Raw genomic sequence first — 21,774 nt, forward strand, 5'->3', positions numbered from 1 at the left:
ACGTAGCTGCCGGATGGCAGCGCTCACGCAGTAACCTGGAGGCATGACACAGGCGAAGAACTCGAGCGAATTCACCCTTCTTCTGCGTGAGCAGATCCGCAACGAGTTCACGGCGTCTCAGCAGTACGTCGCGGTTGCCGTGTACTTCGATTCCCACGATCTGCCGCAGATGGCGACGCGCTTCTACAACCAGGCGAGCGAAGAACGCGGACACGCCATGATGATGATCCAGTACCTGCTGGACAACGATCTCGACGTCGAGATTCCCGGGATCGACGAGGTTGTCACGAAGTTCGAAAATGTACGCGGACCTGTGGAATTGGCGCTCGAGCAGGAGCACACCGTGACGAATCAGATCACGCGCCTCGCTCGCACTGCTCGGGACACTGGAGACTACTTGGGCGAGCAGTTCATGCAGTGGTTCCTCAAGGAGCAGGTCGAGGAAGTGGCGAGTATGACCACGTTGTTGTCGATCGTGGATCGAGCCGGAGACAATCTTTTCCACTTGGAAAACTTTGTAGCGCGCGAGATGAACAATCCTCCTGCCGCCGATGCGACAGCTCCGAAAATTGCGGGTTCCGGAGCCTGAAGAATTAGCCTTCCATTAGTTTGGAAACGCTTACCACAATAAGGCTGCACTGGGATGACAGGGCCTCTGACCTGCACTATCTTAGGGTTCATGACTTCTGGTGACACACACATGACTAAATTCCATGCGCTACTCCGGGACCAGATTCGCAACGAATTCAACGCCTCGCACCAGTACACGGCAACGGCTGTCTATTTCGACTACGCCGATCTTCCGCAGCTTGCCAAGCACTTCTACAAGCAGGCCGTGGAAGAGCGCAATCACGCGATGATGATCGTCCAGTACTTCCTCGATCGCAGCATCAACGTCGAACTCACGGGTGTCGACGGCGCCAAGTCCGACTTCACGGATGTCCGGGAAGCCATCGCGCTGGCGCTCACCCAGGAGAAGTCGGTCACCGAGCAGATCGTTCAGCTCGCGAGCACCGCTCGTGAGGAAGGCGACTACTTGGGCGAGCAGTTCATGCAGTGGTTCCTCAAGGAGCAGGTCGAGGAAGTTGCCAGCATGACAACACTTCTCACCATTGCGGATCGTGCGGGCGCCAACCTGTTCGACATCGAGGATTTTGTGTCTCGCGAAATGAGCGTCGTCGGCGATTCTTCGGGAGCACCCGCCGTTGCCGGCGGCGCCGTCTAACGTCGCACCTCACTGCCGGCCAGCAGGATCGAGCTGATCAGCTCGGGTGAGTCGGTCATCGGAACGTGCCCGACCCCAGGCAAAACTATGAGTTTTGCTTGCGGGAAGGGCTTTTTCACGCGCTGGGCCTGATAGACCGGCAGGATGAGATCGCGTCGACCCCACGCAACTGTCACGGGCACAGTGGGATTCACGATCGGTGGCAGCACGAAATCGAGTTCGGCTCCGAGATCTACCAGTTCGTTGGAGACAAGCGAGCGACAATCGGCCAGGGCCGCCGAGTAGCCGACACGACTCGGATGCGCGAAGAATGCGGCAAGCGCCGGGTAGCGAATCAGCTTGTACCGCAACGCGCGCGGCAGTCCGTCGCCGAAAAGTTTGGCAGTGCCCCGGAGGGCCTGAAACGTACCGATCGCGCGTAACTGATCCAGGTGATTGACAAAAAATCCAGCGGGCGAGAGCGCCGTTGCCGACGCAACGTCGCCGCGGGCGGCAAGGCAGAGCGAGATCCACCCGCCGAGAGAGTTACCGGCGACGTGGGCGCGCTCACCAGTCGGAGTCACCCCCGCGATGAAGTCACTGACGTCGTCGATCAACTGACCCATGACGTCGGCACCGAGTTCGGGCAGCGCAGAATCCCCGTGACCGGGGAGATCGACAGTGACGACCCGCCGATACGGCGTCAACTGATCCAAAAGCGAATCCCACGCCTGGCGCCGATGGACAATGCCATGGACGAGCACAAGCGTGGGACCGCTACCGGAAATGTCGTGCGCCAGAGTCATTTTTAAACTTTATACGTGACTCTGCGTAACGTCTATAGGTGGAGCGTTATCAGCGCAGCGTGACCTGACGTCCACGCAGTCCGTCACGCGAACGCAGTTCTGCCGAGGTCAAAGGCGCGTCGACGGCCAGGGCCTGCGCCAGACGGTCACCGAACTCGACGGTTGCCGCAACCCACTCGTTTGCGTGCTTCTCCGGGTCCAGGTCGAAGACCGGAACCAGCAGACCGTGGGTGCGGAAGGATCCGGCGTATCGCGAACCCTCACCCAGGTTCAGTCCACCGGCAGCGTGAACACGAGCCAGTGCAAGCATCAGGTCGTCTTCGCTTTCGGGGCGGACCCACCGCAGGTGCGCCTTCTCGCCGGCGTCCACCCACCACGCTGCGACGAGGCCGTCGCCTTCGAGGCGAGCCGACGGCATGATTGCCGCGTTGGCCTGCTCGACGGTGGCCTTGACCTGGGCATCCGTTTCGGTTCCTTCGGGGATCCACCAGTTGAAGTCCTGGTAAACCGTGATGTCGAGCAGTGCCGCGGGATCGACGACGGCGGTGACGGCCGGGGTGTCCTCGGCGGGATCGGCAGCGGGGAGCGCGTCGCCGGGAGCTGCGTCGGCAACCCACGTAACGGACGCGGCGAGGTCTGCACCCAGATCGGCGGAATGTGCCTGAACCTGAACACCGACAAATCCGGTTGCGGTCTCACCCTCGTTACGGACGAGTGCGGCAACAGCGCCGGGGAGAACCGTCGCGACGGTGACGGGGCGATCCGAACCGATGACGGGCAGCGGAGCCGTGGCCGAAGGAACAAATTCGCGCATGGCAACCAGGTCGCACTCTGCCGCGAGGCCTTCGAACGGGCGGTTGACCGCGCCTGATGCGGCGTCGCGCTCTGCTCGGCGGGCGGCGAGCTTCGCTGCGCGCCCACTGTCTACCTTCGGTCCACTGTTTCTCTTGCTCTTCTTAGCCACGAGGGCAAAACTACACGGCGTCCCGCACGTTTAGGCACTGCGTCCGCACGATTAAGCACTGCCCAGCCATTGCTTGGTGCGGCCGGGATGGTTTGTGGCCACCCAACTGACCCCGAGTTCGCGGCACAGGTCCACATCCGCCTTGTCGTCGACGGTCCAGCAGTAGGTTGCGCGTCCGGCCGCGGCGGCGCGGTCCACAAGATCGGGATGCTCACGCAGCGCCTTCACGGACGGACCGATCGCGGTCGCCCCGACAGCCGTCGACGCTCCGCCGCCGAGATACCGCGACGCGTCGCCGAGAAGGACCGTCGGGAGTAGTGGCGCGGCGCGGCGCACGCGCCACACCGCGCTGGCGGAGAAGGACATCACGACGGCCCGGGAATGATCCGCGGACGGCGGCGACGCGATGCCGAAGCGGTGCAGTTCGGCGAGGAGCTTCGCTTCGACCAGTCCGCCGTATCGCACGGGGTGTTTGGTTTCGATGAACAGTTTCACCGGTCGCGAGAAGTCCAGCGCCAAGGTGATGAGTTCGGTCAGGGTCAGCAGATCGGCGGGCTCACCGGTTGATCCGAAGTCGAGTGCGTTCAGGGAATCGAGGGTCATCTCGCTGACGATGCCTGTGCCGCTGGAGGTGCGGTCCACCTTGCGGTCGTGGACACAGACGAGGTGGCCGTCGCGAGTCAGCCGGACGTCGCACTCGAGCCCGTCTGCGCCTTCTGCGAGAGCAAGCTCGTAGGCGGCAAGGGTGTGTTCCGGCCTCGCTGCCGACGCGCCGCGATGGGCTACGACGAGCGGGCCTCGATGGTCCGGGCTCACCGAGCAGCCGCTTTTTCGGGTGCCGAATTTTCCAGCACCGATCGTGGAACCGGCACCCATCTTGTCGCGGTGTCCGGCTCGCCTCGCCAGTCTTTGTGCTCGATGCGCCGAATCACCACCAGCAGGAGCCCAGCGGTGGCAGCGGCAATCAAGGCGATAAAGGCGGAGAGGAGCACTCCGTCGGCCATTGCCTGGAGGCCGGGCCGCGAGCGCCAGTACGCATTCACGACGAGGAGGAACCCGCTGAAGGCCCAGAATCCCCACCAGATCTTGACCAGCCGGATCCCACGCGGATCGCGGCGCACGAGTTCGAGCAGATACACGGGCGCCATCACGAGATTGAGGACCGGCACTGCGCAGCCGACCAGGATTTCACCGCGAGAGCGTGGATCGGTGCGCTTTTCCCGCGCGTACAACTCGCGGCGCGCACGCAACAGCCAGCACACCGCGGCCACGGCAGCCGCTACAGCCGTAAACAGGCCACCGAGTTGCGTGAAGTAGACAGCGGCGTCGGACAGCGTCAACAGCAGTTGTGGGACCAGACGGGTTTGGTTGTATACCAGGATCGCGTAGCGGCCGAGTTCCGCGAAGACCGCCAACGCATACAGAACTGTCGCAATCGTGAGCAACGAGCCGACGCGATCGGCCATCCGGTCGGCGCGAGACTCCTCGGCGGAGCCGGTGTCGACAACATCGGTGAGTCCCCACGCCGGAACTGCGTCGTATCGGGGCGTCGACGGGTCCACGTGCGGCGGGTTTGAATCTCCGACGCCGCGTGGTTCGCCGGGGTTGCGGGCGATCCACCGGAAGCCTCGACGAGAGGGCGGCAGATACACGTCGGTCCGGACCGGCATGAGGAGGACGCCGCTGCAGCGGGGACACCATCTGCCCGCGGGACCGACGACGGGCCATCGTGCGGCGCACCGTGCGCAGACCTGTACCTGGTTCACACGCTCGATTCTGTCACGCCGTATCGGTAACGGCAGCAAATGGTTTCGCAGCTGTTCCGTAACCTGAACTTCATCTCCAGGTACGACTTTGTGCCGATAATGTGACCTGCGACACCGAAAAACTCGAGTTATCCACACTATCCACAGGTTCATCCCCAGCTTGGGATGAATCCACGGGCCTTTATCCACAGGTCAGGGCTCATGGGTTGTGGGTTTACTGACAGGTGTTAGCGAACGATGCACAGGCTCGAGGATGAATTTGACAAGTGGGCGAATTCCCTGTGAATTCGCGACTGGCGTCCACCGGAGAATCCAGTCCGACCGGGCACCTGGCAGCATTGCCAGGCGATGACTCCTCCGATGCCGCGCCCCACCCGGTACGTGCTGCCGACCGCACTCGCGTCGATAGCGATTGCACTCGGTGTTCGCGCATGGGTCGCGTCGGCGAACTACTTCTACTGGGACGATCTCATCCTGATCGGACGCGGAGCGCGCTTCCCCCTCTTCTCGAGCGAACTGCTGCTCTACGACCACGACGGCCATTTCATGCCGGCGGCCTTCTTCCTCACCGGCCTCGTCACGCGAATTGCCCCGTATCAGTGGGCTCTTCCGGTGGCGCTGCTCGTGCTCGGCCAGGCGTTGGCATCACTCGCGCTGCTTCGCACGCTCCGACTGGTACTCGGATGGCGTCCGGCGCTGCTGATTCCGTTGCTCGGATATCTGTTCATCCCGCTCGCCTTGCCCGCTTTTGCCTGGTGGGCTGCGGCGCTCAACGCACTTCCCCTGCAGATTGCTCTCGCGTGGGTGTGCGGCGACGCGATTCAACTCGTGCGGACGGGCCGACGACGCTATGCCGTGTCGGGGACAGCTGTTTTCGTGGTGGCTTTGCTGTTCTTCGAGAAGTCGGCGGTGGTGCCGTTCGTGGCCTTCGCGTTCATCGTCTTGTACTTGCGCACGCACTCCGACGCGTCGCCGATTCGCACAGCTGTGAAAAGAGCCAAGGCGCTGTGGATTCCGAGTGCCGTTGTGCTCGCGATCTGGATTCCGGTGTACCTGCTGACCGTCGAATCGCCGGTGACAGGCAACGGTCGCAGCATGTCTACGGCGCTGCTTCACCACGGCACCTCCCTGGGAATGCTTCCGACGCTGTTGGGTGGGCCGTGGCAGTGGGAGCGATGGATTCCGGGGCCTGCGTGGGCCGATCCCCCGATGTTCCTGGTCGTTGCCGCCTGGGTCATGCTCCTGACAGTGATAGCGGTGACCGTGCGCTCCCGACAGGGCGCGCCCTGGATCTGGATCTGCGCCGCCGCGTACTTCCTGGCGTCGGTTGTTGCGATGACTGCCACCCGCACCGCCGAGGGGACAACGTACGAATTGGCGCAGACCCTGCGATATTTCACGGATTCGGCCACGGTGTTCGCTCTCGCGGTTGCGCTCTACTTCGCGGCGCCGCGACGCGCCGCACCTCGCACGACAGTTCCTGTCGCGCCGCTGGCAGTGGGGCTTTCGGTTCTGTTTGTCGCCAGTTCCCTGGTCTCGACATTCTCGTTCGTGACTGTCTGGCGGGAGAGCCCGACGCGTGACTATCTGCAGAATGCACGGGCGTCGTTGGCGCAGAACACGGATACGCCGCTGCTCGATCAGCCGGTCTCGATCTGGGTGCTCCTCCCCGTCACCTACCCGAACAACATGGCATCAAGCGTGCTGGGCCCACTGCCAGATCGACCTGAATTTGCCTCCAGCACACCGATTCTCCGGCTGATCGACGACAGCGGCAATGTCATCGACGGCGAAGTCACCTTCACCAGACGGATCCCCGAAGGCACAGATCCGCAGTGCGGAACACGCGTCGACGGGCCGACAGAACTGACGTTGGACGGCCCATTGGCCGTCTGGGATTGGACAGTTCAGCTCAACTACCTCGCGAGCACAGACGGAATGATCGACGTGTCCTTGACCACTGGCGACGCCGTTTCCGTCCCGGTGAAGGCGGGGCTGCACTCGGTATTCGTGCAGGTTGTCGGCGACGGCCAGTCCGTCAAGGTCACACCGCGGACCCCAGGACTGTCACTGTGCCTGGCCGCCGGGCAGGTAGGAGTGGTTATCCCCACACAGCCCTGACGCATCACCAGTGGCAGAGTGAGCACATGGATCTGCGAATCTTCACCGAACCCCAACAGGGCGCTACTTACGAACAACTACTGGCAGTGGCCCAGACGGCCGAAAAGCTCGGGTACGGAGCGTTCTTCCGTTCCGATCACTATCTGGCCATGAATTCCGACGGCCTTCCCGGACCGACCGACGCCTGGATCACGCTTGCCGGCATTGCCCGCGAGACGTCGACTATCCGCCTCGGCACGCTCGTCACGTCGGCGACGTTCCGGTACGCCGGCCCGCTCGCCATCTCCGTCGCGCAGGTGGACCAGATGAGTGGTGGCCGCGTCGACTTCGGTATCGGCGCCGGCTGGTACGAAAAGGAGCATGAGGCGTACGGGATTCCGTTTCCCACGCTGAAGGACCGCTTTGAACTGCTCGAGGAAACTCTCGACGTGATGACAGGCTTGTGGCGCACTCCCGTCGGCGAGCATTTCGACTACGACGGCAAGCACGTGCAGATCAAGAATTCTCCGGCATTGCCGAAGCCGTACCAGGACGGCGGGCCACCCATTCTGATGGGCGGTGTCGGCAAGAAGAAGACTCCGGCTTTGGCTGCGCGGTTTGCCAGTGAGTTCAATCTCCCGTTCCAGTCGGTCGACGCGACCAAGGAACTCTTCGACGGTGTTCGTCAGGCTTGCGTCGACATCAACCGGGACCCGAGCGAACTGACGTATTCCAACGCACTGGTCTTGTGCTGTGGACGCAACGAAGCTGAGATCGCCAAGCGGGCCGCTGCCATCGGCCGCGATGTCGACGAATTGCGTGAAAACGGCTTGGCGGGAACGCCGTCGGAGCTGGTGGACAAACTCGGAGCATTTGCCGAGGCCGGTTCAGAGCGCATGTACCTACAGACGCTCGACCTCAGCGATCTCGACCATCTCGAATTGGTGGCGAGCGAGGTCATGCCGAAGATCGCGTAGGCCTTCGCCTCTAGCCGTGTGCGTCGAGGAACGCGCGCAGATCCCGGTCCCACTGCGCGTCGCGGCTGCGGTCGAGCCACACCCGAATCAGCATGAAACCGATGGTCAGCAGCGACATGATGCTGAACCACGTGAAGATTCCGGTCACGACCGCAGCCACGTCTGCCGCGCTCTCCGTGATGGGGGCGATAGTTCTGTCACCGTTGTTGTCGACGTAGATGTCGACGGAAGTGCCTGCCGGGGTGGTGGCGTCGACGGTGATGTCTTCGCGGTGGACCTGCCCGTTCCAGTTCCATTGAGCTGGTGCGGTTTCGGTGTTCGTCGGAATGTAGTCGGCGGTCGCGACGCTGGACGTAACCGAGTCGCCCGTCGTGACGGCGGCGATGGAATGGGTGCTCCTGGCCTGTTCGGCGATGAGAGCGTTCTGGCTTGCTGCCGTTGCGCCGCCGGCCCAGATGGCAAACGGCACCAGCAGGATTGCAAGAACGATCATGCCGAAGGACATGAATCCTTCGATGCGATCACTACGCCTGACCATCGGATCGTGGCCGACGTGAATGGTGCGTCGGAGCAACGACGCTGTTGCTCGCGTACTAGCGGACATGATGCGCTCAGTTCTCTCGACAAGACACTCTTACTATCGAGATTCCCTTTATTTCGATCTAGTTGCAAGTATTAACGATCGGAATCACATGTGTCCTCCAACACCAACTATTCGTGCGGCGGAAGAATATCGGTCTGGGCCGGCACCTGATCTTGGCGCAATAGTCCTACCGGGCAGCTGACTCCCGTGGCGTGGACCGGGCAATATCCGCCGGGGTTTTTTGCAAGATATTGCTGGTGATAGTCCTCGGCGTAGAAGAAATCGCGCAGCGGACCTATTTCCGTCGTAATTGCGCCATATCCGGCGTCAGTCAATCGTTTGCCGAAAGCCAGAGCAGACGCGTGCGCGATTCGCTCCTGATCCTCGGATGTCGTGAAAATCGCGGATCGATACTGCGAACCCTGATCGTTACCTTGACGCATCCCCTGCGTCGGATCGTGATTCTCCCAGAAATGGGCCAGGATCTGCTCGTACGAAATGACGGCCGGGTCGAAGACAACCAGCACTACTTCGGTGTGCCCGGTGCGTCCCGAGCAGGTTTCCTCGTACGTGGGATTGGGAGTGAATCCGCCCGCATATCCGGCGGCGGTGCTGTAGACGCCTGGAAGCTGCCAGAACTCCTTCTCCGCACCCCAGAAACAACCCATACCGACTACGACGGTCTGCATTCCTTCGGGAAACGGCGGCGTGAGCGGATGCCCGTTCACGTAATGCGCCGCTGGTACCGGCATTGCCGTCTCACGTCCTGGCAGTGCGTCCTGCGGACTGATCAGGGTGGATTGTGCGGACGCTCGCCCCAGAATGTCGTCGTACCAGCTCATTCTTTGATTCTACGCGTGAGTACTTGTTTCGCCAGGCGGTGATGGTTCGCGCACCGGGCAGCTCGACCCACCGATATCCGAATTCCGCGACGACAGCCGTGGCAACAAGGAACAGCCCGAAGGCGAGTGTGGGGCCGACGTGTGGGGTCGTGTTCTCGACGACGCGATACAGGATCAGCGTGTGGACGAGATAAATGATGTAGCTGCGTGTCGACAGCCATTTCACGACGGCCCAGCGCGTCGGAGCACCGTCGTAGCGGCCGATGAGGACCACGGCGGCGGCGACGACTGTGATGGTCCACAAGTAGTTCTCGCCGGCCCAGTAGACGCGGAACTCGGTGGCCACGAGGATGACGTGAATTTGTGCCAGAACAGCGACGATCAGCCAGCGCCCCGGCGCCAGCCGCGCCCACGCGAGGTACATGATCTGTCCGAGGAAGACGGCCGGGAGTGTCGCAGCGATCTTCGAGAGCATCGGAACGGTGTACGGCATCGGTACGTAAATGTTGTACAGCAACACCAGCGAGCACAGCGCTGCCCCGCCGAGCGGCATGATGATCGGCCGCATCCGCAGAATCGGCCGCATCGCGACACAGGCAAGGTAGAAGAGGAATTGGACGGTCAAAGTCCAGGTCACACCGAGAACAGCCACTTCGGGTGTGAGAAAGAACCCGCCGAGGAAGAAGCTCATCAGCGCTTGGGTATTCGAAATACCGTCCTGACCGCTGAACATGCCGTTGATGCCGAGTCGAACCAGCAGGATGGCTATCGCAATCGCCACCCAGAAGGCCGGCACCAGCCGACTCAATCTGTTGGTCAGGAATTTACCGGGCCGATCACGTATCGCGGACCGCGTCACCAGGGCGCCGGTCAACATCATGAACGTCGCGACGCCGACAAACGACAAGTGTTGATTGAGCTGGGCGGGCTCGATCAATGCGCCGTAGACGACGTCGATCAGCCACCAGCCGGAGCCGAGATCGTCGATGACGTAGAACGAGATGTGGGAGTAGATCACCGCCGCCACAGCGAGTGCGCGCAGCAGGTCAGCGCCCGGAAGATGCACCCGAGGCGGTACTGCCTCTGATGACTCCGGGAGGAAAACTGGTGCGGGCATCGAGCAAGTTTAAGGTTCCGTTCACCTTTACGACGAATTTCCGGACGCACGATTGACCGAGATCACCCAGTTTTCGGGTCACCGAACTTTATTTTCAGGTGATGACTACCTGAGCTTAACTGTTGCAGACCGTGTACGAATGTTATTGGGTGGATACCCAAGATTGATCCGCAATCCAAGCACCATACTCTCGAAGAAGCAGGGCTCACGGAGCCCGCAAAGAAGGGACCCTCGTGTCTGTTTACACGCTGCCGGAACTCCCCTACGACTACGCAGCCCTCGAGCCGCACATCTCGGGCAAGATCATGGAGCTGCACCACGACAAGCACCACGCGGCATACGTCGCCGGCGCCAACGCTGCACTCGAGAAGCTGGCCGAGGCTCGCGAGAACGACACCATCGCCGCGCAGGCCAACCTGCTCGAGAAGAACCTGGCTTTCCACCTCGGTGGCCACACCAACCACACCGTTTTCTGGAACAACCTCAGCGCTGACGGTGGCGACAAGCCCGAAGGCGAGCTCGCCGCAGCGATCGACGACAACTTCGGTTCGTTCGATCTCTTCCGCGCACACTTCTCCGCGAACGCCAACGCCATCCAGGGTTCCGGCTGGTCCATCCTCGCGTGGGATTCCATCGGCGCACGCCTCGTCATCGTCCAGCTCTACGATCAGCAGGGCAACATCTCCATCGGCCTCACGCCGCTGCTGATGCTGGACATGTGGGAGCACGCTTTCTACCTCGACTACCAGAACGTCAAGGGCGACTACGTCAAGGCATTCTGGAACATCGTGAACTGGAACGACGTCACGGCACGCTTCGAGCGCGCTCGTACGCAGACGGCAGGTCTGATCGTCTAGTCACTTTCTTCTTGCTTCACGCGGCGGCGCTCCTGCACCAGGGGCGCCGCCGTTTGCATCAGCAATGCCCCGGCAAGAACGGCTGTTGCCGTGCCGAACACCAAAGCAATTGTGCGCGAATCAGATCCACTTGCGGCCCCACTGGTTTGATTCACCGCCACCGGATCGGACAGCACCGACATCAGCTGAACCTGCTGCGGAGTGGTCATCGCCGGCAACCCGGATTTTGCAGTGTCCAACCCGGTCACCAACGACGTCGCAACCGACTTGAGAGTCCCGAACCCCTGGGTGATCTGAGTGGTCACGTCGTCCAGCATCTGCGGAGCCTGATCTGCGATCGGAATCAAACCGTCACTCAATTGACCGGCAGCGCTGTTCAATTGAGCACTAGCGCCCTGCAATTGACCGACGGCAGTTCGCACCAGATCACCGAGTGCAGTATCGGGTCCAACCGATCCACCCAGCATCGACGGGACAGCGTTCAATTGTGCTGTCACCGCACCCAAATCGGTGCCCACGCCCGCCAACTGCGCCGTAATATCCTGGGGCACCGGCAATCCGTTCAACGCACCGGTCAGGGAGTCGATGCGCGCCTTGAGATCTGCGGTGGACGACGACGCCTCCCCCAACGTCAGACCGAGAGAGTCTGCGCGCGTAGCCAACTCCTCCGCCGACCCGGCTGCCTGATTCACGACGCCGGAAACCTGCTCGGCGACACTCGTCAGCTCCAACGAACCCGCGCGGGCCGTCTCCAGATACGGCAGGATCGTGTCTGCCCCGGCCTTGACCTGATCGATCGACTTCTCGGCGCCCGCTGTTCCCGCCACCAACATCTGCGCGGTCACAAGATTCTGATCGAAGGCCCGGCGAGCGGCTGACGTCTGCGACATCAATCCCTTGATACCGTCGGCACTTACCTGCGCCGACACTGCGCGCGTCAGTGCTACCGCCTGCGCGCCGTCTGCGCCCTGGACATCGAGGTCGATGCTCGCCTGCTGTGGATCCGGGCCGAGCATCGAGGCAACCGACTCACTGAAATTCTCGGGCACGGTGAGCGTCGCAAAGTAGTTGCCGCTGGGACTGTCCACGACGGAGAAGTCAAAATCCTCGCTCGCACTCAGTGTCTCGACCAGCGTGTCACCGGCGCGTAGTTCTTCGCCGTCCAGCATGGCCCCAGCGTCGGTGTTGACTATCGCCACAGTCCGCGAGCTGTTCTCGCCGCCCGAGAACCACACCCAGCCAGTACCGGCCACCGCACCCACCACAACGGCTGCCAAACCGCCCACCGCCAGCCGTCGACCAAGTAGCGACGGCTGGCGGTGAGTGTTCTCGGCGTTGTTCGCGGTGCTCATGGCCGAGACGATAGAGGGCGATCTTGTAGAAATACTGAGAGTGGCCTCAGCCGACCATCACCGGATCGTCTGCCAGCGCATCCGTCCTGGCCTGCAACCGCGTCCTCATGGTCTCCACCTCGGTGGCAAGAGCCTGTTCGGTCAACCCGTCACTGATCGGAATCGATGCCGCGACGTCGTCCAGAACTTCCAGCGCGCGTCCACTCGAGAAGAGCTGCTCGTACAGTTCGCGGTACGCGGAGTCATAGATCTCGGTGAAGGCCGTCGACGCGAGGAACTTCTCCTTGAGTTGGTTGCCTCCCATTCCGCCGCCCATGCCCCCAGCCCCGCCGGGCATCTGTCCGCCGTCGGTGGGTGCAGTGCCGTCGGTGGGTGCAGTGCCGTCGGTTGCCGCTTGCGGCCTCATGCGCCCACCTCGTGTCGCGCCGGCTTGCGGTGCGGCTCCCTGCGGTGCGGCACCCTCTGTCGCGGCTCCCTGCTGCGCCGCGCCGAAACCACCCCCGCCGCCCATGCTGATCGAATCATGCGGGCCCGCTTCGGAATTACTGCTCAGCGCAAGATTCAGGTCCCAGGACACTACGGAGATCTTCTTCGAGTCGAGGTCGTACCACAGGTAGTAGTTCTTGCCCGGCCCTGCCATGTCGTCACTGTTCACCAGAAGATTCTGCGTCGCAACGTATCTGGCGAAGGAATCGACATCCACCCAATCGCCCAGTTCGGCATCGAACTGCTCGTCCGACGCGGAATCGAGCCACTTCAGGAAGCTGATGATCGGCTGGAGGTCTTGCGACCCTTCACCGTTGATCTGCTTGAACTGGTCGACGTAGGTCGTCTGGTCGTCACCTTGGTAGGTGAAACTCGAGTTGGCATCGGCCTTGTACAGCACTCCGTCACTGTCGAACAGGGAGTTCGCGTAGCCGTCGTCCGGATGCTCGAGTATCAACCGCGTCTGGGTTTCGGACCCGTTGACCGAATAGACCGCGTAACTGTATCGCTGTGTGGGCTGACCACTTTCAGCTGTCAGAGACAATGCCATCGCCTCGTTCAGCACCGGACTTCCCGGGCGGACCGACAGTTGCGTCATACCCTGGTAGGCCCGGCCGGAGACGTACTTGTCAAAGCTGATCAGCAGCGGTAGCGAAGCCGGATCGTCGGCCGAGAGTGTCACCATGCCACCTCGTCCACCCCCCATGCCACCAGCAGCGCCATCGGGCAGCGCAGCGCCGTCCGGTAACTCCATGCCTTCCGGCAGTTCCATGCCCTCCGGCAACTCCATCCCTTCCGGCGGTTGCATTCCGCCCTCGCGGGATGTGCTGTTCTGCAAGCCCCTCAGGGTGGAATTGCCTTTGAGTCGCACTCCGACATCGGTGACAAGTGTGCCGTCGATAGTCAGGTCCGCAGTGATCCATTCCTTGTCACCATCGGTTTCGTAGGCATCGATCATCTTGTCGTAGTCGGCCTGCGTGAATTCGACTTCAAAGGTGTGCTCAACCGACGTGTCGAAGAAATCTACAGTGCCCGTGATATTTTCGGTGACCTGCGACGCGATGACAGTGGCGTCACCGGTGATGTACGGACGAACCCTGCTGTCGCCGAAGACTATGGCAAGCACAGCCACAAACGCGATGAACGTAGCAGCCAACTTCCAATGCTGACGCAGGGGCGTCGGCAGTCGGTGCACCAACCGTTTGCGCGGCGCCGTAGCCGTCGGGGTGGGCGCCACATTCTCGCCCATCAGATATCTGTCTGGTCGTAACCGGTCAGGACTGTGACGCGCTGGCCGGAGTTGACACCGCTGAGAGCCGAGATCAGTTCTGCCGGTTTCTTACCCGGCTTCAGCTGCGCGGTGTAGTACAGCTCGGTCAGAGCGCCTGAACGTACCGATTCGGTGGAAACGAGTTCGAATTCCTTGGTGAAATCGATCAGGATGTCTTCGACCAGCGCGGTGTATCCGGGCTCCGGGGGAACTTGCACCTTCACAACCTGACGTTGCACGTCGAGCTTGAACATGTTGAATTTGCTCATCAGGACCAAAACGAGGCAGATCGCGACTGTCGCAGCAATCGCCAGGAGGTAAAACCTTGTACCCGTTGTCATTCCGATTGCCATGACGAGGAAGATGAAGCCCACGTCGCGAGTTTCCTTGATGGCGTTGCGGAATCGCACAACCGAGAGTGCTCCGACGAGCGCAAATGCGCGCGCGACGTTGGAGCCGACAACCAGCATGATGAGGCTGATGATCATGCCCACCATCACGAGGGTCTGCACGTACGACTGACTGTACGAAACGTTCTTGTGCGTCAATCGGTACACGTAGCCGATGATCGCGGACAGCACGAACGAAAGGGAAAGCGAGACAATGATGTCAAAGGTCGAAAAGGTACCGCTGAGATCTTGTAGATCGAAATTCATTTACTGTCCTGTTTTCACGAGGGAGCTCTCGAAAGCGTTCGAGGGCGTGAGCATTTCTTCACGGGCGTGCAAGCGGGAACGTGGTGCCATTCCGAAGGCCTCGACGCTCTGGCAGTACTTGGAGATTCGCACGACGGACATGTCCCGACGCGCCGCCATGTCCGTAACCCAATAGGGAACACGCTCATTGGCTTTGATCTCCACGATGCACAGATGCGGCGGGATGATGAACCGATTCTCGGACTCGGATGCGAAGTGGAAGTCGCGGTCTCGGCCGTGGATCTTGTGATCGATAGTCACCCGCAAGCCGAGATCGGCGTCGACACCGACAAACGCTTCACGCAGATAGCCGGTGGTGACCGACGGCCGTAGATCGAGATTGCCGACCAGGGTGGATACTTCGTTGACAAAAGGCTGCGCCGATGTGTCGACGTCGATGTCGCTGCGTGTGTCACACAGTTGCCGCGCAACGCCGTAGGGGACCTGGATGCGCCGCTTCTGCGTCACACGATTGACCCGCTGCTTGATCTCGACGTACACGGGCGTCTCGTCAACAGCATCGGACGGGCGACCGTACAGGCGGATTCTGAGTTTGCGGCGAAACTTCAGACCCTCGATCTTTTCCCAGTAGAAGCGCAGGCTCTGTGTGTCGTAGTACAGGCTTGTCACCGGGTATCCACCGATCGGCGAATTCACATCGGAGTCCATGTGCGCGTTCAGTTCCTCGCGCAATGCCGGAACGTCACGTTCGTGAGCTAGATACTTGATCTCGTACCGGTTGAACGCATGGAGCGAACTGGCAGTGTGCAGAGATCGTTCGGGCGTTCCCAATGACGTTGCCTTTCTTCGTCGACTGGAAGACAGTTCACTCCATCAAGCTTTGGTAATTCTGGAGTAAAGCTGGCAGTTTCCTGTCAACCTGAAAGCAAGACTGCGTCAATCTGGAGTTTGTTCGCTATTCACATTGAGCTTTTCTTCCGGCGGTTTCTCCTCCAACTCCGGTTCGACCACCGGACCAGCTATCGCTTTGACCTCTTTGGGACCACTGATCAGGATGTCTGCCCACCGGGTCGCCGGATCGATGTCGAGCAGGACAGCTTTCACCAAGAGTGAGAGCGGAATGGCGAGCAGTGCGCCGAGTGCTCCCAGTACCCAGGACCAGAAGATGAGGGAGAGGAAGGTCATCGTGACCGACAGGCCAACCGCATCGCCGACGAACTTGGGTTGGATGATGGATTGGATGACGAAGTTGATGACGGAGTAGACGACGATCACCCAGACTGCCAGCCAGGGGCCACCCTGAAGCAGTCCCAGGAGCGCCGGCGGAATCACTCCGATCACAAATCCGATGTTCGGAATGTAATTGGTGATGAACGACAACAACGCCCACAGCACCGGCAGTTGAATCCCCATCAACCACAGAGCGCCGCCGTCGAGCACCGCGACGATGAGACCGAAAACCGTGGACACCACCAGATACTTGCGAGTCCCCTTCGCGAAGGTGGAGAGAGCGTACGAAATTTCGGGGCGCTCTTCGGCCAGGATATGCAACCTGGACCGGATACTCATGCCGTCGAAAGCCATGAACAGCAGCAACGCGAGAATGAACACGAGGTCGGAAAGCACCCCGAGCAATCCTTCGAGCGCCGTCTCGACGACACCCAGCAGTTTTGTGAGATCAACGCTGCTCACCGTGTTTTGGATCTGCTCGGTGTCAACCCCGAAGTCTGCCAGGGTACTTCGGCCCTGATCCAGGAGCTCGCCCATCTTGTCGGAGTATTCCGGCAGAATCGTAGCCAACTGAGCGGTCGAGACTACCAACGACGCAGCCAGACCGATCAGGATCAAGTACACCGTGACCAGGGCGCCGAGCATGCCGAGCCACTTCGGCCATCCGTGCTTCTGTGCCCAATCCTGAATCGGTTGAACGGCAATGGTGAGCATCAAGGCCAGAAAGACCGGTCCGAGGATTCCGCTGAACCCTTTCATCCCGGCCACCGCAACCACTGTGGCGGCAGCGCCGAGCAGTACGATCAGCCCGCGGGGAATCGACCAGTGCTCGGCGCCTGTCACTGTCGGTGCCGGAGCGGGAACAGGAACGGGGACGGGAGCCCGCTTAGAGAACACCAGCTTCCTTTGCCCGACTCCTGATCTGGAACGCACCGACGATCATCAAGATGCCGAAGAATATTGCGTACCAACCCAGCAACCAGGTCAACCCGATGATGCCTTCACCAGGGAAGATGAGCAGTATTACTCCGAAGATCACGGCCAGCACCGACGCCGCGAGTAGCCATCCCCACCCGGAGCCTGGCAAGCCCTTGAGCTTGAAAGATCCAACCACGCCGAGGATTCCGAACAGGATTGCGTAGAACGCGATGATGTACAGCAGGACCACCGCTGTGATTCCTGGCCATACCAAAGCAACAACACCGGCGGCCACGGAGACCACGCCCGTGAAGACGAACCATCCCCACGAACTGAGATGAGCGCGGTCGCGGATTGCCCGCACCAGGGTGACCACGCCGTCCACGATGGAGTAGATACCGAACAGGAAGACCAAGGCCACCACGGTAATTCCCGGCCACACGAGGGCGATGATGCCGAAAATCACGCCGAAGATTCCGCGGACCAGGATCATCCACCAGATCTCTTTGCCGTACAACACGAACGGGTTCGTTGCGACCATCAGTAGCCTCCGAGCATTTCAGTTCGTCGGACGAATACCCGGTGCCGTCCACGATCCCGAGAGCACCGAAGCCTTGGGCCAATACAGTCGCAAGAATACGTTGAATCCGTCCGCCGGGCTGGGTAACCAGTTCTTTTCCTTGTCGCCGCCGGGAGACTCATGTTGGATGTAGATATTCAGCGAGCCGTCGTCTTCGAATTCGAGGTCACTTCGGTCACCGATAGCGTAGCGATCAATCGGATTGTCCACGAAGAACTGTCGCTCGTTCATCATCGTCAGAGACCAGAAACCTTCGACCGGCGGCAACTCGTCCTCGTCGAAGTGCAGAACGTAGTTCTTCTCGCCGGTCAGTTCGTTACCGTCGATGTCGGTGGTGGCATGCGGATACACGGCGTCCGCGTCGAGGTTGGCGCCGAATCCCAGCCACACGATCAAAGCCCGCTGCGCATAATGTGTTCCGTAGTGCCCTAACCCACGGTGCATGGTCCAGCCGTTTTTAGGGGAGCTCTCGGCGTCGGCCGCAATCTTGTGCAACACGTCCATGCCGCTGCGCGCGGCGCGGTCCAGCGCGTCCCGAACTTCGGGTGGCCTCGACGCCCACGCGAGTCCCGATCCGATGCCGATGTCGCCGAGCTGATTCATGATCTCGGAATCCTCGGGACGCGGTGGATTGTCGTCGAGCAACGCGTCGAGTGCGGTGAAGAACGCTTGTCCGTCCATCGCGGCAACCTGGTCGACCGGGGGCGTGAAGGAGTCGACAGTGGGATCGACGGCGCCTTGGGGCGCCGTGTACCCCTCCTTGTTGTCCGTCCACTGCGACAGAGGTGTCAGCCGAGTCGCGTCCTGCAACGTATGTACCGCGGCGAGGTCGGTGCCGCCTGATGTCGCGTAGCGCGCCACTATCCAATTCATGGCGGTCGGCGAGCGGAGAAGCGTCATTCCCCTCGGTACTTCCCCATTCCATTTCGGGCCTGCCACGACGTACGGTCCGCCGGTGCGACCTACCGTTCGCGAACCGGGCACGGTGAAGACATCGCTCCACGCGTCGAGAATCGGGACCAGCCAGTACCTCGTCCCGAAGTCCGGCAAGGTCAAGACCTGCGGTTCGGTTTTCAGGTCCAACCATGCCGACGAGTAGAGGGTGTCCGCGTTGGGTGAGACCACATCCGTGAACGAAGCGTCCGGGGTTTCCCGCGCATACGCAAACTGATTGAGCGGGGCTTTCATGCCACGCGGAGTCTCGGTTGCCGTCATCACATCCCGTGAGACCGCCGCTATCAACAGTGGATATCCGAATATCCAGGCCTGCGTTGCCAGATCATCCAACGACGAGCGCTTCGAGGCAGTCATGCCTGGTGGATACCACCGCCCTCACCTGCGCAAACCACGCTGGCACTCCCCCACTCTTGTGTGCCAGCGGTGGTTAGGCGCATATTTTAGCTACCCAACGATGTGTGCCGGACTTACGTGTCATCACCTCGGGGAGGAACAGAGATGAATAGAAATGAAGCGATAGGCATCTCACCGTTCCAGCAAGCCGGAGCGTTGCAGGGTTTTGTCATTTCGGGGCGTTGGCCCGATACCACCAAAGAATGGGCGCAACTGCTCGCGTTGGCTGTGCGGGTCGCGTCACTCCCCGGCCTGTTGCCCACCACGACGGTGTTCGGCGTGCACGAGGATGTCCCGGATGATCCCCAACCGGGCACTGTGGGGTTGGTGATGGCCGAAGGACCGGTTCTCGGAGATTTTGCTCTGCCACCTGGGCGCTTTTCCGAGCATCAACCGCCGGCGCTGATCATGCTGCACCCACCGTCGGAAACCACGCCCAGCCTGCCGGAATGTGAGGGCAGCGCCTCTGGGTGCGTCCTACTTCCCGGCCTGCCGTACCTCGGTTTGGACCATCGGGCCGCTTGGGTGGAAGCCGAGGCGGACGGGACGGTTGTCTCGATGATCAGCCGGGTGGGTATCGATCCGATCAGCGATCCCGACACCGCAGTTTTGGCGATGCTCCTCGCCTGCTGACGGTAACGGTAAGCGATAAGTTCGGGTTCCCAAACTTGCTGTGCGCTTTGCCAATTCGCGTAACGCAGGCTACCCTCGGTAACAACGAAGGGGAGTAGCCCCCAATCGCCTGTGTCGACATACTGGTTCGACGCGTTCCGCCGGGTGCGGATCGCGAAGCACCCGGCCTGGCGAACCGAAGGTCTTGCGACCTCGGTGGGCGAGACCTTCGGCCGGACAAGCGCACCCGTTGCGCCTGCCCAGGCCGGAGGCCCCATTTTTCCTCCGACCGATACCGACCGGAGGAGTAAATCTTGCTTGCCGCAATACTTTTGAGTTTCGGCGTCATCTTCGTCGCTGAACTCGGCGACAAATCCCAGCTGATGGCCATGACGTTTGCGTTGCGTTATCGCTGGTGGGTCGTTCTCGGCGGTATCACCGTCGCCACCACCCTTGTTCATCTGGTCTCGGTCGCTGTCGGCCACTACCTCGGCGTCGCACTTCCCACTGCGGCAATTTCCATCGTCGGCGGTATCGCGTTCCTGATCTTCGGTCTCTGGACTCTGCGCGGTGACGATCTCACCGAGGACGAGCAGAACAAGGCCGGACGCGTCACCCGGTCCGCCTTCATCGCCGTCGCATCGGCGTTCTTCCTGGCCGAACTCGGCGACAAGACCATGCTCGCCACCATCACCCTCGCGGCTGACAACGACTGGATCGGCATCTGGATCGGATCCACCGTCGGCATGGTGGCGGCCGACGCGCTGGCCATCATCGTCGGTTCGGTTCTCGGAAAACATCTTCCGGAAGGTTTCATCAAGATCGGCGCGGCAGTGCTGTTCTTCGTCTTCGGTGTCTGGCTGCTGCTCGAAGGTATCTTTCCCGAGTCGTCCGTCGGCATCATCGGCGGCGGAATCGTCCTCGCAGTGTCCGTGGCGGGTGCGCTGGCCCGGATGTTCTGGAAGCGCACCCACCCGAAGCCGCCTTCAGAGGTTGGCTCTGATCTCCTCAGCGATCCGCTGGAACTGCTCGAGGAAGGTAAGCGCCCAACCGAATGAGGCGACGCCCTCGTAGTCGAACGAGTACACCTGCCCGTTCTTGACGGCGCGCAGACGCTGGAAGATGGTGTCGCCGGACAACTTCTCGTTGATGGGGCCCTTGCCGCTGTTGGTGATGATGACGTCGGCTTCGTCGAGTAGCTCCAACTGCTCTTTCGGGAACCACTCGTTGGTTCCGGCAGGGAGTGCGAGCGAACGGTCGTTGAACTGGAATCCGGCCTCGCTGATGACAGTCGTCTGATACTTGGTCGGCGAGTACAGCGAGAAGCCACTCTCCTCGAAGTACGTGGTGTAGACGACCTTCACCTTGCTCAGCACGTCGGCATTGTCGCTGCGGAACCTGGCGATCCGTGCCTCGTACCGGTCTGCCAACTCCTGAACCTTCGCACTCTGGTTGAGCGCGTCCGCGACACCGTGGGCACGCTCCTTCCACGCGTACTGCCCTTCTTCGGCAAAGACCGCGGTCGGAGCGATCGACCGGATCTGCTCGTAGAGGTCCGGGCTGGTCTCCGCAAGACGGTCGGTCATCACGATCAAGTCAGGCGAGAGCGCCGCGATCGCCTCGGCGTTGGGCTCGTACCAGCGCCCGACCTTCGGCAGAGACCGCAAAGCAGACGCATACGGCTCGGGGATGCCGTCGGTGTTTTCGTAGTCCACCGGCAGTCCGACGGGGGTGAAACCGGCGTCGACCATCGCGGGGCCGGTGTAGTAATCGGCGCTGACCACCCGCTTCGGGTTTACGGGCACCTCCACCTGGCCGTTCACAGTGGTGATCGTGCGCATTTCTCCCGCTGCCGATTCACCGGAGCTGGTACCGCAGGACGCGAGCAGCCCGATCCCGGCCAATGCGCCCGCCCCGAGGAATCCACGACGGGTAAGCGCGGCAGTGATGCGAGCGAACTCGGCATCGGAATCGAGAGTCGGCAAGAGAAGTGGTGTCATCGGCTTCCTGACGGTCATTCGAATTAGGGTCGCCTAAAATTACTCTCACCTGCGGCGTTACGGTGAAGCTTGTTGGCCAAGCGCTGTTTCTTTCACGCCAACCA

The 21,774-nt window shown here is 61.2% G+C and carries 22 protein-coding genes; 7 read left to right on the forward strand and 15 right to left on the reverse strand.

What is annotated here, in order from left to right:
- Positions 1-43 precede the first annotated feature (43 nt).
- Together ACFRFQ_RS26890 and ACFRFQ_RS26895 are read left to right on the forward strand one after the other, a co-directional pair.
- Complete coding sequence (locus ACFRFQ_RS26890) at positions 44-589, forward strand: ferritin (RefSeq protein ID WP_378664592.1); 546 nt, start codon at positions 44-46, stop codon at positions 587-589.
- 90 nt (positions 590-679) lie between these two features.
- Positions 680-1,225, forward strand: coding sequence for a ferritin (locus ACFRFQ_RS26895; RefSeq protein ID WP_378664594.1), 546 nt, complete (start codon positions 680-682; stop codon positions 1,223-1,225).
- On the opposite strand, the gene ACFRFQ_RS26900 is transcribed toward ACFRFQ_RS26895, so the two are convergent.
- Genes ACFRFQ_RS26900 through ACFRFQ_RS26915 form a run of 4 tightly spaced genes read right to left on the reverse strand, consistent with a single transcriptional unit; the run spans position 1,222 to position 4,644 of the window.
- Complete coding sequence (locus ACFRFQ_RS26900) at positions 1,222-2,010, reverse strand: alpha/beta fold hydrolase (RefSeq protein ID WP_378664596.1); 789 nt, start codon at positions 2,008-2,010, stop codon at positions 1,222-1,224. The two genes, ACFRFQ_RS26895 and ACFRFQ_RS26900, sit on opposite strands and share 4 nt — an antisense overlap.
- A 49-nt stretch (positions 2,011-2,059) precedes the next feature.
- Positions 2,060-2,974, reverse strand: a complete 915-nt coding sequence (locus ACFRFQ_RS26905; protein WP_378664598.1) for a DUF5926 family protein — start codon at positions 2,972-2,974, stop codon at positions 2,060-2,062.
- A 51-nt stretch (positions 2,975-3,025) separates the two neighbouring features.
- Positions 3,026-3,790: a glycerophosphodiester phosphodiesterase gene (locus ACFRFQ_RS26910; RefSeq protein WP_378664600.1), complete on the reverse strand. Its 765-nt coding sequence runs from the start codon at positions 3,788-3,790 to the stop codon at positions 3,026-3,028.
- Positions 3,787-4,644 (reverse strand): DUF4328 domain-containing protein, encoded by an 858-nt coding sequence (locus ACFRFQ_RS26915; protein WP_378664602.1) that lies wholly within the window; start codon positions 4,642-4,644, stop codon positions 3,787-3,789. Before ACFRFQ_RS26915 ends, ACFRFQ_RS26910 begins: the two co-directional genes overlap by 4 nt.
- A gap of 444 nt (positions 4,645-5,088) precedes the next feature.
- Here ACFRFQ_RS26915 and ACFRFQ_RS26920 point away from each other — a divergent pair, with 444 nt between their 5' ends.
- Both ACFRFQ_RS26920 and ACFRFQ_RS26925 read left to right on the forward strand, forming a co-directional pair.
- A complete protein-coding gene (locus ACFRFQ_RS26920) occupies positions 5,089-6,861 on the forward strand; it encodes a hypothetical protein (RefSeq protein WP_378664604.1) in 1,773 nt (590 codons plus the stop codon).
- Between the two features lie 26 nt (positions 6,862-6,887).
- On the forward strand, positions 6,888-7,817 hold the full coding sequence (locus ACFRFQ_RS26925) for an LLM class F420-dependent oxidoreductase (protein WP_378664606.1): 930 nt from the start codon (positions 6,888-6,890) through the stop codon (positions 7,815-7,817).
- Between the two features lie 10 nt (positions 7,818-7,827).
- On the opposite strand, the gene ACFRFQ_RS26930 is transcribed toward ACFRFQ_RS26925, so the two are convergent.
- The 3 genes from ACFRFQ_RS26930 to ACFRFQ_RS26940 all read right to left on the reverse strand — a co-directional run bounded on the left by ACFRFQ_RS26930 (position 7,828) and on the right by ACFRFQ_RS26940 (position 10,359).
- Positions 7,828-8,421: a hypothetical protein gene (locus tag ACFRFQ_RS26930; RefSeq protein WP_378664607.1), complete on the reverse strand. Its 594-nt coding sequence runs from the start codon at positions 8,419-8,421 to the stop codon at positions 7,828-7,830.
- A gap of 107 nt (positions 8,422-8,528) precedes the next feature.
- Positions 8,529-9,242, reverse strand: coding sequence for a peptide-methionine (S)-S-oxide reductase MsrA (gene msrA, locus ACFRFQ_RS26935; protein ID WP_138871325.1), 714 nt, complete (start codon positions 9,240-9,242; stop codon positions 8,529-8,531).
- Positions 9,160-10,359 carry an acyltransferase family protein gene (locus ACFRFQ_RS26940; RefSeq protein WP_378664609.1) on the reverse strand — a complete coding sequence of 400 codons (1,200 nt, stop codon included), beginning with the start codon at positions 10,357-10,359 and terminating at the stop codon, positions 9,160-9,162. The genes msrA and ACFRFQ_RS26940 overlap by 83 nt, the downstream gene beginning before the upstream one ends.
- Before the next feature lie 233 nt (positions 10,360-10,592).
- Here ACFRFQ_RS26940 and ACFRFQ_RS26945 point away from each other — a divergent pair, with 233 nt between their 5' ends.
- Positions 10,593-11,216: a superoxide dismutase gene (locus ACFRFQ_RS26945; protein ID WP_033235191.1), complete on the forward strand. Its 624-nt coding sequence runs from the start codon at positions 10,593-10,595 to the stop codon at positions 11,214-11,216.
- Here ACFRFQ_RS26945 and ACFRFQ_RS26950 read toward each other — a convergent pair.
- From ACFRFQ_RS26950 to ACFRFQ_RS26980, 7 genes are all read right to left on the reverse strand, one after another.
- On the reverse strand, positions 11,213-12,568 hold the full coding sequence (locus ACFRFQ_RS26950; protein ID WP_378664611.1) for a hypothetical protein: 1,356 nt from the start codon (positions 12,566-12,568) through the stop codon (positions 11,213-11,215). The genes ACFRFQ_RS26945 and ACFRFQ_RS26950 overlap by 4 nt on opposite strands.
- A gap of 46 nt (positions 12,569-12,614) precedes the next feature.
- The gene (locus ACFRFQ_RS26955; protein ID WP_378664613.1) at positions 12,615-14,303 is read right to left on the reverse strand and encodes a CotH kinase family protein; all 1,689 of its coding nucleotides are present in this window, start codon (positions 14,301-14,303) and stop codon (positions 12,615-12,617) included.
- Positions 14,303-14,980 (reverse strand): DUF4956 domain-containing protein, encoded by a 678-nt coding sequence (locus ACFRFQ_RS26960; RefSeq protein WP_378664615.1) that lies wholly within the window; start codon positions 14,978-14,980, stop codon positions 14,303-14,305. The genes ACFRFQ_RS26955 and ACFRFQ_RS26960 overlap by 1 nt, the downstream gene beginning before the upstream one ends.
- On the reverse strand, positions 14,981-15,811 hold the full coding sequence (locus ACFRFQ_RS26965; protein ID WP_378664617.1) for a polyphosphate polymerase domain-containing protein: 831 nt from the start codon (positions 15,809-15,811) through the stop codon (positions 14,981-14,983).
- Between the two features lie 105 nt (positions 15,812-15,916).
- Positions 15,917-17,107, reverse strand: a complete 1,191-nt coding sequence (locus tag ACFRFQ_RS26970; protein ID WP_378664619.1) for an AI-2E family transporter — start codon at positions 17,105-17,107, stop codon at positions 15,917-15,919.
- Positions 17,097-17,669 (reverse strand): HdeD family acid-resistance protein, encoded by a 573-nt coding sequence (locus ACFRFQ_RS26975; protein ID WP_378664620.1) that lies wholly within the window; start codon positions 17,667-17,669, stop codon positions 17,097-17,099. The genes ACFRFQ_RS26970 and ACFRFQ_RS26975 overlap by 11 nt, the downstream gene beginning before the upstream one ends.
- Before the next feature lie 18 nt (positions 17,670-17,687).
- Positions 17,688-19,019 carry a DUF1254 domain-containing protein gene (locus ACFRFQ_RS26980; protein ID WP_378664622.1) on the reverse strand — a complete coding sequence of 444 codons (1,332 nt, stop codon included), beginning with the start codon at positions 19,017-19,019 and terminating at the stop codon, positions 17,688-17,690.
- A 144-nt stretch (positions 19,020-19,163) separates the two neighbouring features.
- On the opposite strand from ACFRFQ_RS26980, the gene ACFRFQ_RS26985 reads away from it, so the two are divergent.
- Positions 19,164-19,691 carry a peptidase gene (locus tag ACFRFQ_RS26985; RefSeq protein ID WP_233364288.1) on the forward strand — a complete coding sequence of 176 codons (528 nt, stop codon included), beginning with the start codon at positions 19,164-19,166 and terminating at the stop codon, positions 19,689-19,691.
- Between the two features lie 293 nt (positions 19,692-19,984).
- Positions 19,985-20,728: a TMEM165/GDT1 family protein gene (locus ACFRFQ_RS26990; protein ID WP_378664623.1), complete on the forward strand. Its 744-nt coding sequence runs from the start codon at positions 19,985-19,987 to the stop codon at positions 20,726-20,728.
- On the opposite strand, the gene ACFRFQ_RS26995 is transcribed toward ACFRFQ_RS26990, so the two are convergent.
- Complete coding sequence (locus ACFRFQ_RS26995; protein ID WP_378664625.1) at positions 20,657-21,688, reverse strand: ABC transporter substrate-binding protein; 1,032 nt, start codon at positions 21,686-21,688, stop codon at positions 20,657-20,659. The two genes, ACFRFQ_RS26990 and ACFRFQ_RS26995, sit on opposite strands and share 72 nt — an antisense overlap.
- Positions 21,689-21,774: the final 86 nt, after the last annotated feature.

This window comes from Rhodococcus sp. NPDC056743 (assembly GCF_042790355.1).
Lineage (GTDB): Bacteria > Actinomycetota > Actinomycetes > Mycobacteriales > Mycobacteriaceae > Rhodococcus_F.

Bases quoted from the DNA above. Each gene is read 5' to 3' on its own strand.
- ACFRFQ_RS26890 (WP_378664592.1), top strand. From the start codon at position 44: ATGACACAGGCGAAGAACTCGAGCGAATTCACCCTTCTTCTGCGTGAG.
- ACFRFQ_RS26895 (WP_378664594.1), top strand. From the start codon at position 680: ATGACTTCTGGTGACACACACATGACTAAATTCCATGCGCTACTCCGG.
- ACFRFQ_RS26900 (WP_378664596.1), bottom strand. From the start codon at position 2,010: ATGACTCTGGCGCACGACATTTCCGGTAGCGGTCCCACGCTTGTGCTC.
- ACFRFQ_RS26915 (WP_378664602.1), bottom strand. From the start codon at position 4,644: ATGCCGGTCCGGACCGACGTGTATCTGCCGCCCTCTCGTCGAGGCTTC.
- ACFRFQ_RS26920 (WP_378664604.1), top strand. From the start codon at position 5,089: ATGACTCCTCCGATGCCGCGCCCCACCCGGTACGTGCTGCCGACCGCA.
- ACFRFQ_RS26925 (WP_378664606.1), top strand. From the start codon at position 6,888: ATGGATCTGCGAATCTTCACCGAACCCCAACAGGGCGCTACTTACGAA.
- ACFRFQ_RS26930 (WP_378664607.1), bottom strand. From the start codon at position 8,421: ATGTCCGCTAGTACGCGAGCAACAGCGTCGTTGCTCCGACGCACCATT.
- msrA (WP_138871325.1), bottom strand. From the start codon at position 9,242: ATGAGCTGGTACGACGACATTCTGGGGCGAGCGTCCGCACAATCCACC.
- ACFRFQ_RS26940 (WP_378664609.1), bottom strand. From the start codon at position 10,359: ATGCCCGCACCAGTTTTCCTCCCGGAGTCATCAGAGGCAGTACCGCCT.
- ACFRFQ_RS26950 (WP_378664611.1), bottom strand. From the start codon at position 12,568: ATGAGCACCGCGAACAACGCCGAGAACACTCACCGCCAGCCGTCGCTA.
- ACFRFQ_RS26955 (WP_378664613.1), bottom strand. From the start codon at position 14,303: ATGGGCGAGAATGTGGCGCCCACCCCGACGGCTACGGCGCCGCGCAAA.
- ACFRFQ_RS26960 (WP_378664615.1), bottom strand. From the start codon at position 14,980: ATGAATTTCGATCTACAAGATCTCAGCGGTACCTTTTCGACCTTTGAC.
- ACFRFQ_RS26975 (WP_378664620.1), bottom strand. From the start codon at position 17,669: ATGGTCGCAACGAACCCGTTCGTGTTGTACGGCAAAGAGATCTGGTGG.
- ACFRFQ_RS26980 (WP_378664622.1), bottom strand. From the start codon at position 19,019: ATGACTGCCTCGAAGCGCTCGTCGTTGGATGATCTGGCAACGCAGGCC.
- ACFRFQ_RS26985 (WP_233364288.1), top strand. From the start codon at position 19,164: ATGAATAGAAATGAAGCGATAGGCATCTCACCGTTCCAGCAAGCCGGA.
- ACFRFQ_RS26995 (WP_378664625.1), bottom strand. From the start codon at position 21,688: ATGACCGTCAGGAAGCCGATGACACCACTTCTCTTGCCGACTCTCGAT.